14 protein-coding genes are annotated in these 14,763 nt (G+C 70.3%); 7 read left to right on the plus strand and 7 right to left on the minus strand.

Going from position 1 to position 14,763, the window contains the following annotated elements:
- Window positions 1-13: 13 nt before the first annotated feature.
- The gene (locus IE136_RS03130; protein ID WP_158986033.1) at window positions 14-1,057 is read left to right on the plus strand and encodes a zinc-dependent alcohol dehydrogenase family protein; all 1,044 of its coding nucleotides are present in this window, start codon (window positions 14-16) and stop codon (window positions 1,055-1,057) included.
- Here IE136_RS03130 and IE136_RS03135 read toward each other — a convergent pair.
- Window positions 1,047-2,348, minus strand: coding sequence for a CoA transferase (locus IE136_RS03135; protein ID WP_189599310.1), 1,302 nt, complete (start codon window positions 2,346-2,348; stop codon window positions 1,047-1,049). The two genes, IE136_RS03130 and IE136_RS03135, sit on opposite strands and share 11 nt — an antisense overlap.
- 87 nt (window positions 2,349-2,435) lie before the next feature.
- A complete protein-coding gene (locus tag IE136_RS03140) occupies window positions 2,436-3,974 on the minus strand; it encodes a S8 family serine peptidase (RefSeq protein ID WP_158986029.1) in 1,539 nt (512 codons plus the stop codon).
- Between the two features lie 327 nt (window positions 3,975-4,301).
- On the opposite strand from IE136_RS03140, the gene IE136_RS03145 reads away from it, so the two are divergent.
- The 3 genes from IE136_RS03145 to moaA all read left to right on the plus strand — a co-directional run bounded on the left by IE136_RS03145 (window position 4,302) and on the right by moaA (window position 7,460).
- Entirely contained in the window at window positions 4,302-4,676 is a 375-nt protein-coding gene (locus tag IE136_RS03145) for a DUF485 domain-containing protein (RefSeq protein WP_158986027.1), read from the plus strand.
- Window positions 4,673-6,307, plus strand: a complete 1,635-nt coding sequence (locus tag IE136_RS03150; protein ID WP_158986025.1) for a monocarboxylic acid transporter — start codon at window positions 4,673-4,675, stop codon at window positions 6,305-6,307. The genes IE136_RS03145 and IE136_RS03150 overlap by 4 nt, the downstream gene beginning before the upstream one ends.
- 151 nt (window positions 6,308-6,458) lie before the next feature.
- Window positions 6,459-7,460, plus strand: a complete 1,002-nt coding sequence (moaA, locus tag IE136_RS03155; protein WP_158986023.1) for a GTP 3',8-cyclase MoaA — start codon at window positions 6,459-6,461, stop codon at window positions 7,458-7,460.
- Here the strand turns inward: moaA and IE136_RS03160 are convergent.
- Both IE136_RS03160 and IE136_RS03165 read right to left on the minus strand, forming a co-directional pair.
- Entirely contained in the window at window positions 7,443-7,670 is a 228-nt protein-coding gene (locus IE136_RS03160; protein ID WP_189599349.1) for a hypothetical protein, read from the minus strand. The genes moaA and IE136_RS03160 overlap by 18 nt on opposite strands.
- 193 nt (window positions 7,671-7,863) lie before the next feature.
- Window positions 7,864-8,322, minus strand: a complete 459-nt coding sequence (locus IE136_RS03165) for a DUF3099 domain-containing protein (protein WP_373308982.1) — start codon at window positions 8,320-8,322, stop codon at window positions 7,864-7,866.
- 67 nt (window positions 8,323-8,389) lie between these two features.
- Here IE136_RS03165 and IE136_RS03170 point away from each other — a divergent pair, with 67 nt between their 5' ends.
- Window positions 8,390-8,665: a GlsB/YeaQ/YmgE family stress response membrane protein gene (locus tag IE136_RS03170; RefSeq protein WP_158986019.1), complete on the plus strand. Its 276-nt coding sequence runs from the start codon at window positions 8,390-8,392 to the stop codon at window positions 8,663-8,665.
- Window positions 8,666-8,767: 102 nt separating this feature from the next.
- Here IE136_RS03170 and tyrS read toward each other — a convergent pair whose 3' ends face one another.
- From tyrS to IE136_RS03185, 3 genes are read right to left on the minus strand one after another with little or no spacing between them, the layout of a single operon-like run.
- On the minus strand, window positions 8,768-10,039 hold the full coding sequence (gene tyrS / locus IE136_RS03175; RefSeq protein WP_158986017.1) for a tyrosine--tRNA ligase: 1,272 nt from the start codon (window positions 10,037-10,039) through the stop codon (window positions 8,768-8,770).
- Window positions 10,040-10,092: 53 nt separating this feature from the next.
- The gene (locus IE136_RS03180) at window positions 10,093-11,484 is read right to left on the minus strand and encodes a metallopeptidase TldD-related protein (protein WP_189599311.1); all 1,392 of its coding nucleotides are present in this window, start codon (window positions 11,482-11,484) and stop codon (window positions 10,093-10,095) included.
- Window positions 11,481-13,004 carry a TldD/PmbA family protein gene (locus IE136_RS03185; RefSeq protein ID WP_158986013.1) on the minus strand — a complete coding sequence of 508 codons (1,524 nt, stop codon included), beginning with the start codon at window positions 13,002-13,004 and terminating at the stop codon, window positions 11,481-11,483. The genes IE136_RS03180 and IE136_RS03185 overlap by 4 nt, the downstream gene beginning before the upstream one ends.
- A 184-nt stretch (window positions 13,005-13,188) precedes the next feature.
- Here IE136_RS03185 and fabG point away from each other — a divergent pair, with 184 nt between their 5' ends.
- Together fabG and fabI are read left to right on the plus strand one after the other, a co-directional pair.
- The gene (gene fabG, locus IE136_RS03190) at window positions 13,189-13,893 is read left to right on the plus strand and encodes a 3-oxoacyl-[acyl-carrier-protein] reductase (RefSeq protein ID WP_189599312.1); all 705 of its coding nucleotides are present in this window, start codon (window positions 13,189-13,191) and stop codon (window positions 13,891-13,893) included.
- Window positions 13,894-13,897: 4 nt separating this feature from the next.
- Window positions 13,898-14,683: an enoyl-ACP reductase FabI gene (gene fabI, locus IE136_RS03195; protein ID WP_158986009.1), complete on the plus strand. Its 786-nt coding sequence runs from the start codon at window positions 13,898-13,900 to the stop codon at window positions 14,681-14,683.
- The last annotated feature ends 80 nt before the right edge of the window (window positions 14,684-14,763 follow it).

Genomic DNA, 14,763 nt, shown 5'->3' on the forward strand with positions numbered 1-14,763 from the left:
AGGACCGTCCGCCATGCGCGCCACCACCATCCACGCCCCCTACGACCTGCGCGTGGAGGACGTGCCCGACCCGGTGATCAAGGACTCCACGGACGTCGTCGTGCGGGTCCTGCGCGCCTGCGTCTGCGGCAGCGACCTGTGGGCCTACCGCGGCGAGTCCGCCCGGCAGCCCGGCCAGAGGATCGGTCACGAGTTCCTGGGCATCGTCGAGGAGGCGGGCGCCGACGTCACCGGCTTCGCCTCCGGCGATCTCGTCGTCGCCCCCTTCGTCTGGTCCGACGGCACCTGCGACTACTGCGCCGAGGGCCTGCACACCTCCTGTCCGCGAGGCGGCTTCTGGGGCTCCGTCGGCTCCGACGGCGGCCAGGGCGAGGCCGTGCGCGTTCCCTTCGCGGACGGCACGCTCGTCAAGCTCCCCGCCGACGCGGCCTCCGACGACCACCTGCTGACCGCGCTCCTCGCGCTCTCCGACGTCCTGGGCACCGGCCACCACGCCGCCCTCGGCGCGGGGGTCCGCAAGGGCTCCACCGTCGCGGTCGTCGGCGACGGCGCCGTCGGCCTGTGCGGTGTCCTCGCCGCCAAGCGCCTCGGCGCCGACCGGATCATCGCCCTGGGCCGCCACACCGCCCGTACCGACATCGCCCGCGCGTTCGGCGCCACCGACGTCGTCGCCGAGCGCGGCGTCGCCGCCGAGGCGGCCGTCCGGGAGCTGACCGGCGGCCAGGGCGCCCACGCCGTCATCGAGGCCGTCGGCACCGAGCAGTCGATGCGCACCGCCGTCGCCATCACCCGCGACGGCGGCTCCATCGGTTACGTCGGCGTTCCGCACGGCAGCGGCACCGGCGTCGACCTCTCCGTCATGTTCGACCGGAACATCGCGCTGCGCGGCGGTGTGGCGCCGGTCCGCGCGTACATCCCCGAACTGCTCCCGGACGTCCTCGACGGGACGATCGACCCGTCCCCGGTCTTCGACCTGACCGTGGGACTCGACGGCGTCCCCGGCGGCTACCGGGCGATGGACGAGCGCACCGCGCTCAAGGTGCTCGTCAAGCCGTGAGCCACGCGGGGTCGTCCCCGCCCTGGAGGCCCGGCGGGCGGGACCAGCGCGTCGGGCCGCCCTCGTACGTCACCGGCGACAGCGCGTGCCGCAGCCGGCCCAAGGGACCGTCCGTATCGGCCAGATACCGTTCCGGCTCGTAGCGGGGCAGCGTGCGCGTCAGCCAGTGCCCCGTCTGCGCCAGTGCGAGGCGTACGAGACGGGTGCCTCCGTCCTGGCCCTGCTCGGTAAGGGAGCGCAGCACGGCGGCCGCGAGCAGATACCCGGAGCCGTGGTCCAGGGCCTGGGCCGGCAGCACGCCCGGCCTCTCCTCGGACCCCTCGGTCACGACGATGCCCGTCGCCGCCTGCACCAGGCTGTCGAAGCCGCGCCGTTCGCCCCAGGGGCCGTAGTCGCCCCAAGCCGAGAGCCGCGCGATCACCAGACCGGGCCGGTGGAGGTCGAAGCGGTCCAGGGCCCCGGGGCGGTAGCCGGTGACCAGGACGTCGGCGGCGTCCAACAGTTCGTCGAACGCACGGCGATCGGAGGGGCTGTCCAGATCCAACGCGGCGGTCCGCTTGCCGATGTCCGTGTCCGCGTGCTGGTCGGGCAGTTCGGGATTCTCCGGCGGGTCGATCCGCAGCACGTCCGCGCCGAGCAGCGCGAGCGTCCGTGTCGCGACCGGACCGGCGAGGACCCGGGTGAGGTCCAGCACCCGGAGGGGACCCGAACGCCGCCTCGGCGCCGCGTCGTCCAGCCGCTCGCGTGTCAGCAGCGGCCGCTTCGCGACCTCCCGGCCCTGTCCGGAGGCCATCCACCGCTCCGGCGCGCGTACGGCGACGGCCAGGCCGCCGGCCGCGTACACCGCCGTCTCCAGCTCCTCGGCGCCGCGCTCCCCGATCGCCGACCTGACCGCCTCCGGCGACTCCTCCCGCACCTCCAGGGCGCGCAGCAGCGCCGCCCGGTGGTGCGGATAGTTGGCATGCGTACGGATCCAGCCGTCAGTGGCGCGGAAGAAGCCGGACAGCGGCGCGAAGTTCACCGGTGCCCGTCCGTCCACACGGAGGTGACGCTCGCTCACGAACGCCGTGGCGACTGCTGCGTCGTCCACCCGGACCGGCCCCTGGAGGCCCGCCCGCTCCACCGCGGCGAGACCGGCGACCGCGACCGTCGCCCGGGCCAGGTCCATCACCGGCAGCCGGGCCGACAGCAGTCCGGAGGGCCCGCTGTACGACACCCGGTCGACCAGGGCGGGATCGCCGCCGAGGGCGGCCCACAGCAACTCCGTACCTGTGCGCACTGTGTTGTCCATGAGCGCATCATGGCACTCAGTGCCACGCAAAGAGGCCCCGGTGTGGCACACCACCCCACCAGGGCCCCTCCGTACAGCCTCGCGTGCTTACCGGCGCACGGCGTCGAGCGCGTCGACGAGACCCGCTCCGTAGAAGCCGTTCTTGTTCACGCCGCCCTCGCAGACCGCGTCGATCTTGCCGTCACCCTCGATGTCGTACGGGTTCGTGCAGGCGCGGTCGTCGGCCTGCGCGTACAGCAGCGCCTTGAGCGCCGCCGGGCTCGCGTACGGGCGCGTCGACTTCAGCAGCGCGAGGACGCCCGCCGCGTGCGGCGCGGCCATCGACGTACCGGCCTTGTAGTTGTAGCCGCCGTTGACCGTGGTCGACAGGATGCGGCCGTTGACCGCCGGCGCGTCCGGGGTCTGGTACTCGGTACGGTCGCCACCGGGCGCCGCGATGTCGACGACACCCAGACCGTAGTTGGAGTACGAGGCCTTCAGGTCCTTCGCGCCCGTGGCGGAGACCGTGACCACTCCCGGCAGCATCGCCGGGTAGTCCAGGCACTCCTGCGGGTCGATGACCCGGGTCACCGGCGTGGTGTCGTTCGGGCTGGTGACGTCCGTGATCTCGTCCGCCGCCAGGTCCATCTTGGAGTTGCCGGCCGCCGCGACGTTGACCGTGCCCTTGCGCTCCGCGTAGCGGGTCGCGCGGGTGACCGCCTCGATCAGGGCCTTCTGGTCGGCGTCGTTCTTGCACGCGAACAGCCACGGGTCGGTGTAGTAGCTGTTGTTCGTGATGTCGACGCCGTGCTCGGCCGCCCACACGAAGCCGCAGACCACGGCCTCGGTGTAGAAGAAGCCGTCGGGGGTGGAGACCTTGATGCCCGAGACCTTCACGCCCGGCGCGACACCGGTGACGCCGATGCCGTTCTTGGCGGCGGCGATCGTACCGGCGACGTGCGTGCCGTGGTCGCTCTCGCCCGGGTTGGGGCGCCACGAGCCCGGCGTCGTGTCCGGCGCGCCGGTGACACAGTTGGCCGAGGCAGCGGCGTCGAAGTTCGGCGCCAGGTCAGGGTGGGTGTCGTCGACGCCCGTGTCGATGACGCCGACCGTGACCTTGCTGCTGCCGAGCGTCTTCTGGTGGGCCTTGTCCGCCTTGATGGCGGGGAGGTCCCACTGCAGCGGCTCCAACGGGTCCTGCCCGTCGGTGGCGTCCGCGGCGGCGGCCGTGGCCTCGGCCGCGGTGAGCGCCTGGCCACCCTCGCCGACGGAGGTGTCGGTCTGGGCGGAGAGCGGCGCGGTACGCGTCGAACCGGCCGACACGACGCCCCGGGCCTGACGAATCGTCTTCGCGAACTCCGGGTTCTGCGAGTGGACGACGATCACGCCTATCTGGTCATAGGAGATGACCACGGTGCCACCGGCGGCGGCTATCGCCTTCTTCACCGACGCGGCCGTCCAGCGGCCACCCTCGATGTTCACGACGTACGACAGCTTGGGGCCGTCGGTGGAGACGGCGGCCGTCGCCGGGGCGTCGCTCAGTTCCGCGGCGGATGCGCCGGTCGGAAGGAAGCCGAGCGAGGCCGTGAGCGCGAGACCGGCAGGCAGAGCGAGTACTCGGCCGCGTCTCGATCCCAGATGAGCCATGGGTTCTCCACATCATCCGTATGTACTGCCCGTACGCCGGTTGCGCGCGGGCAGGTGCATGACGAGTGAAGCTATCGCTGATCTTCCCGGGCCTTCAATGACTTGAGACGACTTGATACAGATCCGGAGGAAGATCCAGGGAAGATCCACGGACGAACCGGGCGCGAACCGGGGACGAACCGGGGGAAGAAAAATCCGGGGTGAACCGCGTCGCGCCGCCCTCCGTGCCGTTGTGCAGGGGAGGAGCTCCCTCCGGAGCCCCGCAACCCCACCCCCAGCGAGGCCCCTTTGTCCATGCCCACCGCACCCGCGTCGCGAGGAGAATCCGTGGCTACCGATGCACCGCCGCCGCCCACAAGCGGAACGGAGACCGACACCGGTCCCGTCCAGCCCACGACCGAGGCCTTCGTCGAGGTGCAGGAGAGTGCGGAATTCGGCGAACTGCGCCGCACGTACCGCTCCTTCGCCTTCCCCCTGACGATCGCCTTCATCGCCTGGTACCTGCTGTACGTGCTGCTCTCCAACTACGCGGGCGGCTTCATGGGGACCAAGCTCTTCGGCAACATCAACGTGGCGCTCGTCCTCGGCCTCGGCCAGTTCGCCACCACCTTCCTCATCGCCTGGCTCTACTCGCGGCACGCGGCCGACCGCCTCGACCCGAAGGCAGAGGCCATCAAGTCCCGGATGGAGGCCGACGCGTGAACAGCTTCTTCGAGACCGTCTCGCTGGCGGCGGACAACGCCACCAGCGAGCACCGGCCGCTGATCATCACCCTCTTCGGCGCCTTCGTCGTCGCCACGCTCTTCATCACCGTCTGGGCGGGCCGCCAGACCAAGAGCGCCGCCGACTTCTACGCCGGCGGACGCCAGTTCACCGGCTTCCAGAACGGCCTCGCCATCTCCGGCGACTACATGTCCGCCGCGTCCTTCCTCGGCATCGCCGGCGCCATCGCCCTCTTCGGCTACGACGGCTTCCTCTATTCGATCGGCTTCCTGGTCGCCTGGCTGGTCGCCCTGCTCCTGGTCGCCGAGCCGCTGCGCAACTCCGGCCGCTTCACCATGGGCGACGTCCTCGCCTACCGGATGCGCCAGCGCCCCGTCCGTACCGCCGCCGGCACCTCCACCATCGTGGTGTCGATCTTCTACCTGCTCGCGCAGATGGCCGGCGCGGGCGTGCTCGTCTCGCTGCTCCTCGGCATCACCAGCGACGGCGGGAAGATCGCCATCGTCGCCCTGGTCGGTGTGCTGATGATCGTGTACGTCACCATCGGCGGCATGAAGGGCACCACCTGGGTGCAGATGGTCAAGGCCGTCCTGCTCATCGCGGGCACGCTCCTGATCACCTTCCTCATCCTGCTGAAGTTCGACTTCAACCTCTCGGACCTGCTGGGGGCCGCGGCCACCAACAGCGGCAAGGGCTCGGCGTTCCTCGAGCCCGGGCTCAAGTACGGGGCCACCGGCGTCTCGAAGCTGGACTTCATCTCGCTCGGCATCGCGCTCGTCCTCGGCACCGCCGGCCTGCCGCACATCCTGATCCGCTTCTACACGGTGCCGACCGCCAAGGCCGCCCGTAAGTCGGTCAACTGGGCCATCGGCATCATCGGCGCCTTCTACCTGATGACGATCGTGCTGGGCTTCGGCGCCGCCGCCCTGCTCAAGAACAGCGACATCATCGCCTCCAACAAGGCGGGCAACACGGCCGCGCCGCTGGCCGCCCTGGAGATCGGCGGCGGCGCCGGCTCGACCGGCGGAGCGATCCTGCTCGCTGTCATCTCGGCCGTCGCCTTCGCCACCATCCTCGCCGTGGTCGCCGGACTGACCCTGGCCTCGTCCTCCTCCTTCGCGCACGACATCTACGCCAACGTCATCCGGCGCGGAAAGGCCACCGAGAAGGAGGAGGTGCGCGCCGCCCGCTGGGCGACCGTCCTCATCGGCGTCGTCTCGATCGCGCTGGGCGCGCTCGCCCGCGATCTGAACGTCGCCGGCCTGGTCGCCCTCGCCTTCGCCGTCGCCGCCTCCGCCAACCTGCCGACGATCCTCTACAGCCTCTTCTGGAAGCGGTTCACCACCCAGGGCGCGCTGTGGTCGATCTACGGCGGTCTGATCTCCTCGGTCGTGCTCGTGCTGTTCTCGCCGGTCGTCTCCGGCAAGCCGACCTCGATGTTCAAGAACGTCGACTTCTACTGGTTCCCCCTGGAGAACCCGGGCCTCGTCTCCATCCCGCTGGGCTTCCTGCTCGGCTGGCTCGGCTCGCTCCTCTCCAAGGAGGAGCCGGACAAGGGCAAGTACGCGGAACTCGAGGTCAAGTCCTTGACCGGTGTCGGAGCGCACTGAATCGTATGCGGTAGGCGATCACCGTCCGGCCGCGTCGTAGGGTTCTACGACGCGGCCGTGCCGGTCCTCGTGACAATCGTCCATGCTCGTTGTCGGCGCGCTCACGTAGGCTCGGTAGAGACGGATCCGGTGAAACAGGGAGGGGGCCACAGTGCTCATCGACACCTACGGCCGTGTGGCCACCGACCTGCGTGTCTCGCTCACGGACCGGTGCAATCTGCGCTGCACCTACTGCATGCCCGAAGAGGGGCTGCAGTGGCTGGCCAAGCCAGACCTGCTGACCGACGACGAGATCGTCCGGCTGATACGGATCGCCGTCACCGACCTCGGTGTCACGGAAGTCCGCTTCACCGGCGGCGAGCCCCTGCTCCGCCCCGGCCTGGTCGGCATCGTCGAGCGCTGCGCGGCCCTGGAGCCCCGCCCCAAGATGTCCCTGACCACCAACGGTATCGGGCTCAAGCGCACGGCGACCGCCCTGAAGGCCGCCGGCCTGGACCGGGTCAACGTCTCGCTCGACACCCTGCGGCCCGAGGTCTTCAAGACCCTCACGCGCCGCGACCGCCATCACGACGTCCTCGACGGCATGGCCGCCGCCCGCGACGCCGGCCTCACCCCGGTCAAGGTCAACGCGGTCCTGATGCCCGGACTCAACGACGACGAGGCCCCCGACCTGCTGGCCTGGGCGGTGGAGAACGCCTACGAGCTGCGCTTCATCGAGCAGATGCCGCTCGACGCCCAGCACGGCTGGAAGCGCGACGGCATGATCACCGCCGGTGACATCCTCGCGTCCCTGCGCACCCGCTTCACCCTGACCCCCGAGGGTGCCGACGAGCGCGGTTCGGCCCCCGCCGAGCGCTGGGTCGTCGACGGCGGACCGCACACCGTCGGCGTCATCGCCTCCGTCACCCGTCCCTTCTGCCGGGCCTGCGACCGCACCCGTCTCACCGCGGACGGCCAGGTGCGGACCTGCCTGTTCGCCACCGAGGAGACCGACCTGCGGGCCGCGCTGCGCGCGGCGGAGCCGAGCGAGGCGTCCGACGCGGAGATCGCCCGGATCTGGAAGTTGGCCATGTGGGGGAAGAAGGCCGGTTCCGGCCTGGACGACCCGAGCTTCCTCCAGCCCGAGCGCCCGATGTCAGCGATCGGCGGCTGAGCCAGCCGAGTCCCACTCCGCGAGCGGGACGACGTCCTTGAGGAACCCTCGTACGCCGAGGAACCGCGAGAGATGCTCGCGGTGCTCCTCGCAGGCGAGCCAGGTCTTGCGACGCTCCGGCGTGTGCAGCTTGGGGTTGTTCCACGCCAGGACCCACACCGCGTCGGCGCGGCAGCCCTTGGCGGAACAGATCGGGGTTTCGTCGCTCACCGGATTGATCACGGTTTCATTGTCCAACAAGGGCGACGCCGAGCAGCCACGGGGGGAGCTGCCCGGCGTCGGTCCGTCGCTCCGACGGGGGATGCGGAGCGCGTAGGAAGTATGTCACGGCGCATGGGGTGCGGTGCACCGGAACTTCATGATTGATCTGAGCTTTTCTTGAGCTTTTCGACCCCTTGAATGATCAACTCTGCCCGGAGGGGCGTTCCGTACCGGCTTCCGCGAAGCTCTCGCCCGCATCGAGTGCCGGATGGTCCGGCGGAGCCACGAATGTGGAGGGCAGCGACGGCGCCCTCTCCCGCCCCGCGTTGGCGATCACCACGGCGATGTAGGGGAGCAGACCACCGAGCACCAGCGCCACGATCGCCACATGGCGCTCGACGTTCCAGAGGACGGCGGCGGCGATGACCGCCAGCGTCCGCACCGACATCGAGATCACGTACCGCCGCTGCCGACCGCGTACGTCGTCGGCCAGGCTCTGGCGCGCCTCGGTGATTCGGAAAACCTCGGTTTCGCCATGCTTCCGCATCACATTCCACCACCCGGCAGCCACGCCGGACTTTCCCCGGTCCGGACCTTCTTCCACGGTACGCCCGAGGTCCGACCGCGACGAGACCGGGTCACGTATGGCGCTGTCCGGCATGCGCCCTGTCGCAGGGGAGCCGAGACTGGGGCCACATGCGCAGATTGCGCCGCATGAGGAGGCGATCATGAGTTGGTTGTGGGCGATCATCGTGGGTTTGGTACTCGGCCTGATCGCCAAAGCGATCCTGCCGGGGAAGCAGCAGATCCCCCTGTGGCTGACGACCGTTTTCGGAATTCTCGGCAGCGTGCTCGGCAACGCCGTCGCGACCTGGATCGGGGTCAACGACACCAAGGGCATCGACTGGACTCGGCACCTTCTCCAACTCATCGGCGCGGTCGCCGTGGTGGGCGTCGGCGACATGCTGTGGGCCTCGATCAGGGGAAACAGACGGCGGGCCTGACCCCCCACAGCCCGGCAGGACCGAAGCCCGGCAGGACCGAAGGCCGGAGGCCCGGTACGCGCTCGACGCGCGTACCGGGCCTCCGTCAGCGGGAGCCGGGCATCAGACCTCGGCGCCGACCTCGATCGCCGCCAGGTTCTTCTTGCCCCGGCGCAGCACCAGCCAGCGCCCGTGCAGCAGCTCGTCCGCCGACACCTCGGCGTCCTCGGCGGTGACCTTCACGTTGTTCACGTACGCCCCGCCCTCCTTCACCGTGCGGCGCGCCGCCGACTTGCTCGGCGCCAGGCCCACCTCGGTGAAGAGGTCCACGACCTGCCCGAGCTCCGCCACGCGCGCGTGCGGCAGCTCCGAGAGCGCGGCGGCCAGCGTCGCCTCGTCCAGCTCGGCCAGGTCGCCCTGCCCGAACAGCGCCTTCGAGGCGTTGATGACGGCCGCGCACTGCTGGGCGCCGTGCACCAGGGTCGTCAGCTCCTCGGCGAGCGCCCGCTGAGCGGTACGGGCCTGCGGCCGCTCGGCGGTGACCTTCTCCAGTTCCTCCAGCTCCGCGACGGACTTGAAGGACAGGATCCGCATGTACTTCGAGATGTCCCGGTCGTCCACGTTCAGCCAGAACTGGTAGAACGCGTACGGCGTGGTCATCTCCGGGTCCAGCCAGACGGCCCCGCCCTCGGTCTTGCCGAACTTGGTGCCGTCCGCCTTCGTCATCAGCGGCGTCGCCAGCGCGTGCACGACCGCGTCCGGCTCCAGGCGGTGGATCAGGTCCAGACCGGCCGTGAGGTTGCCCCACTGGTCGCTGCCGCCCTGCTGCAGCACACAGCCATAGCGCCGGTACAGCTCCAGGAAGTCCATGCCCTGCAGCAGCTGGTAGCTGAACTCGGTGTAGCTGATGCCCTGCTCGGACTCCAGCCGCCGGGCCACCGAGTCCTTGGTCAGCATCTTGTTGACCCGGAAGTGCTTGCCGATATCCCGGAGGAACTCGATCGCCGACATCCCGGCGGTCCAGTCCAGGTTGTTCACCATGATCGCCGCGTTCTCCCCCTCGAAGGAGAGGAACGGCTCGATCTGGGTACGCAGCCGGTTCACCCAGTTCGCGACCGTCTCCGGGTCGTTCAGGGTGCGCTCGGCGGTCGGCCGCGGGTCACCGATCTGACCGGTGGCCCCGCCGACCAGCGCCAGCGGCCGGTGACCGGCCTGCTGGAGCCGGCGGACGGTGAGCACCTGGACCAGGTGGCCGACGTGGAGACTGGCGGCGGTCGGGTCGAAACCGCAATAGAACGTGACGGGACCGTCCGCGAGAGCCTTGCGCAATGCGTCCTCGTCGGTGGACTGGGCGAAGAGCCCGCGCCACTTCAGCTCGTCGACGATGTCCGTCACGATCTTCGGTCTCCTTGATTGGTGGTCGTCACGCCGTACTCAGTCTAGGCCGGTCAAACGCCCTTGCTGACCGAGCTCATGTTGAAGTCCGGCACCCGCAGCGCCGGCATCGCCGCCCTGGTGAACCAGTCGCTCCACTCGCGCGGCAGCGTCTTCTCCGTCCGTCCCGCCTCCGAGGCCCGCGACAGCAGGTCCACCGGCGACTCGTTGAACCGGAAGTTGTTCACCTCGCCGACCACCTCGCCGTTCTCGACGAGGTAGACGCCGTCCCGGGTCAGCCCGGTCAGCAGCAGCGTCGCCGGGTCGACCTCGCGGATGTACCAGAGGCAGGTCAGCAGCAGGCCACGCTCCGTGGAGGCCACCATCTCCTCCAGCGAGCGCTCGCCGCCGCCGTCCAGGATCAGGTTCCCGGCTCCGGGGGCCACGGGCAAGCGAGTAAGCGCCGCCGTGTGCCGGGTGGTGATCAGGTGCTCGAGCCGGCCCTCTCGTACCCAGTCCGTCCCCGACATCGGCAGACCGTTGTCGAAGACCGAGGAGTCATCGCCCGAGGAGTGCGCGATGACGAACGGCGCCGACTCCAGGCCCGGCTCGTTCGGGTCGCTGCGCAGCGTCAGCGGCAGCGGGGAGAGGGTCTCGCCGATACGCGTCCCGCCGCCCGGCTTGGAGAAGACCGTGCGGCCCTCCACCGCGTCACGGGCCATGGACGACCACAGCTGGTAGATCAGGAGGTCGGCCACGGCGGTGGGCGGCAGCAGCGTCTCGTACCGCCCGGCCGGCAGCTCGATCCTGCGCTCCGCCCAGCGCAGCCGCTGCGCCAGGTCGGCGTCGAGCGCGGCCGGGTCGACGTCCTTGAAGTCCCGGGTGGAGCGCCCGGCCCAGGCGGAGCGGGAGCGGTCGGGGGACTTGGCGTTCAGCTCCAGGGTGCCGTTGGGCTGGTCGTGCCGGAGCCGCAGGCCGGTCGAGGTGCCGAGGTAGGTCGAGGTCAGCTGGTGGTGGGCGAAGCCGTACAGCTCACGGCCGCCGGAGCGGGCGCGGGCGAAGGCCTCGCCGAGCGCCGGGGCGAAGTCGGTGAACACGGCGGACGTGGTCTCGGCCGGCGCGTCCCGGAAGTCGGGGGAGGGGTCGATCCCCTCGACCAGCGGCTGGGCGTCCTCGGCGGGCCCCGCGGCCCGGGCGGCCGCCTCGGCGGCCCGTACCAGCGGCTCCAGGTCGTCGGTGGTCACGGCGGAGCGCGAGACGACACCGGAGGCCGTGCCCTCGGAGCCGTCGACGGTCGCGATGACGGTGAGCGTCCTGCCACGGGTCACACCGTTGGTCGTGAGCGCGTTGCCGGCCCAGCGCAGATTGGCGGAGGACTCCTCGTCGGCGATGACGACACACCCGTCCGCGCGGGACAGCTCCAGGGCCCGCTCGACGATCTCGTACGGCTTGCTGACGCGGCTCATCGCCCGGCCTCCTGCGTGGTGTTCAGAATGTTGACGCCCCGGAAGAGGGCCGACGGGCAGCCGTGGGAGACCGCCGCGACCTGGCCGGGCTGGGCCTTCCCACAGTTGAACGCGCCGCCGAGGACGTAGGTCTGCGGGCCGCCGACCTTCTCCATCGAGCCCCAGAACTCCGTCGTCGTCGCCTGGTAAGCGACGTCCCGCAGCTGACCGGCCAGCCTGCCGTTCTCGATGCGGAAGAATCGCTGCCCGGTGAACTGGAAGTTGTAGCGCTGCATGTCGATCGACCACGACCGGTCGCCGACCACGTAGATGCCGCGCTCCACACCCCCGATCAGATCCTCCGTGGACAGACCGCCCGGATCCGGCTGGAGGGAGACGTTCGCCATCCGCTGCACCGGCACGTGCGAGGGCGAGTCCGCGTACGCGCACCCGTTGGACCGCCCCAGACCCGTGAGCTTCGCGATCCGCCGGTCCAACTGGTAGCCGACGAGCGTGCCGTCCTTCACCAGGTCCCAGCTCTGCGCCTCGACGCCCTCGTCGTCGTACCCGATCGTCGCGAGCCCGTGCTCGGCAGTCCGGTCACCCGTCACGTTCATGATCGACGAGCCGTACGCCAGCTTCCCCAGCTGGTCGAAGGTGGCGAACGAGGTCCCGGCGTACGCCGCCTCGTAGCCGAGCGCCCGGTCCAGCTCGGTGGCGTGGCCGATCGACTCGTGGATCGTCAGCCAGAGGTTCGACGGGTCGACGACCAGGTCGTACGTCCCCGCCTCCACGCTCGGCGCCCGCATCTTCTCGGCGAGCAGCCCGGGGATCCGCTCCAGCTCCGCGTCCCAGTCCCAGCCGGTGCCCGTCAGGTACTCCCAGCCCCGGCCGACCGGCGGCGCGATCGTCCGCATGGAGTCGAACTCGCCGGTCGTCTCGTCGACGGCCACCGCGGTGAGCTGCGGGTGGAGCCGGACGCGCTGCTGGGTGGTGACGGTACCCGCCGTGTCCGCGTAGAACTTGTTCTCATGGACGGTCAGCAGCGACGCGTCCACGTGAGCCACCCCCTCCGCCCGCAGCAGCCGAGCGCTCCAGTCGGCGAGCAGCCCGGTCTTGTCGGCGTCGGGGATGTCGAAGGGGTCGATCTCGTACGAGGAGATCCAGGTCTTCTCCGCGTGCACCGGCTCCCCGGCCAGCTCCACCCTCTCGTCCGACCCGGCCGCCGCGATCACCTTCGCGGAGAGCTTCGCCATGGCCACGGCCTGCGAGGCGACCCGCGCGGCCCCGTCCATGGTCAGATCCACCCCGGAGGCGAACCCCCACGCCCCGCCGTGCACCACTCGCACCGCGTACCCGAGGTCCGTGAGGTCCGAGGACCCCGATGGCTTGGCGTCCCGCAGCCGCCACGAGGCGCTGCGCACCCGCTCCAGGCGGAAGTCGGCATGGTCGGAGCCGAGGGCACGCGCGCGGGCGAGCGCCGCGTCGGCGAGCGCCCGCAGCGGCAGCGCCGTGAAGGCCGCGTCGATGGAATGAGGCACGAATGTCTCCTGTCGTCTGAGACCGGTCGACCCGATCATGTCGCGCTTCGGGTCGTGACGCCCACGTCTTTCTGTAGGGACCCGACAGTGGCATGCGGATGCGACTGTCGGGGCCCGATTCCTCGGGGAAGGGTCCGGACCGATAGGTTTTCGGTAACCAGACCGCTATCGAAAGGGTGATCCGTTGAGCCGCTCGGTTCTCGTCACCGGAGGAAACCGGGGCATCGGCCTCGCGATCGCCCGCGCGTTCGCCGAGGCCGGCGACAAGGTTGCCGTCACGTACCGCACGGGCGGGCCGCCGGCCGGCTTCCTGGCCGTCAAGTGCGACATCACCGACTCCGAGCAGGTGGAGCAGGCGTACAAGGAGATCGAGGAGAAGCACGGTCCGGTGGAGGTGCTGGTGGCCAACGCCGGCGTCACCAAGGACCAGCTCCTCATGCGGATGTCGGAGGAGGACTTCACCACCGTCCTCGACACCAACCTCACCGGCACCTTCCGGGTCGTCAAGCGCGCCAACCGCGGCATGCTGCGCGCCAAGAAGGGCCGCGTCGTCCTGATCTCCTCGGTCGTCGGACTCCTCGGCTCGGCGGGGCAGGCCAACTACGCCGCCTCCAAGGCCGGCCTGGTCGGTTTCGCCCGTTCCCTGGCCCGCGAGCTCGGCTCGCGCAACATCACGTTCAATGTCGTCGCGCCGGGCTTTGTCGACACCGACATGACCAAGGTGCTCACCGAGGAGCAGCGCTCGGGCATCGTGTCCCAGGTGCCACTGGGCCGCTACGCGCAGCCCGAGGAGATCGCCGCCGCGGTGAAGTTCCTCGCCTCGGACGACGCTTCGTACATCACTGGAGCCGTCATCCCGGTTGACGGCGGATTGGGCATGGGGCACTGAGACCATGACGAACACTGGCGGAATCCTCGAGGGCAAGCGCATCCTGATCACCGGTGTGCTGATGGAGTCCTCCATCGCCTTCCACGCCGCGAAGCTGGCCCAGGAGCAGGGCGCGGAGATCATCCTCACCGCCTGGCCGCGGCCGACGCTGACCGAGCGCATCGCCAAGAAGCTGCCCCACCCCGACAAGGTCAAGGTCCTGGAGCTCGACGTCTCCAACGACGAGCACCTCGCGCGCCTGGAGGGCCAGGTCCGCGAGCACCTGGGCGACCGCCTCGACGGCGTCGTCCACTCCATCGGCTTCGCGCCGCAGGACGCGCTGGGCGGCAACTTCCTCAACACGCCGTTCGAGTCGGTCGCCACCGCCATGCACGTCTCGGCCTTCTCGCTGAAGTCCCTGACCATGGCGCTGCTGCCGCTGATGAGCGAGGGCGGCTCGGTCGTCGGCCTCACCTTCGACGCGCAGTTCGCCTGGCCGCAGTACGACTGGATGGGCCCGACCAAGGCCGCCCTGGAGGCCACCAGCCGCTACATGGCCCGTGACCTCGGCAAGCAGGACATCCGTTGCAACCTGGTCTCGGCCGGCCCGCTCGGCTCGATGGCCGCCAAGTCCATCCCGGGCTTCACCGAGCTGGCGAGCGTCTGGGACAGCCGCTCCCCGCTGCAGTGGGACCTGTCCGACCCGGAGCCGGCGGGCCGTGCCATCGTGGCGCTGCTCTCCGACTGGTTCCCGAAGACGACCGGTGAGATCGTGCACGTCGACGGCGGACTGCACGCGATCGGCGCCTGAGCGGGCGTACGGCGTACGAAGGCCGGGAGTCCGTCCCTGTGGGGGCGGGCTCCCGGCCTTCGCCGTGCTCGGGCTCGTCC

The sequence above is a fragment of the Streptomyces lateritius genome (assembly GCF_014649715.1).
Classification (GTDB): Bacteria; Actinomycetota; Actinomycetes; order Streptomycetales; family Streptomycetaceae; genus Streptomyces; species Streptomyces lateritius.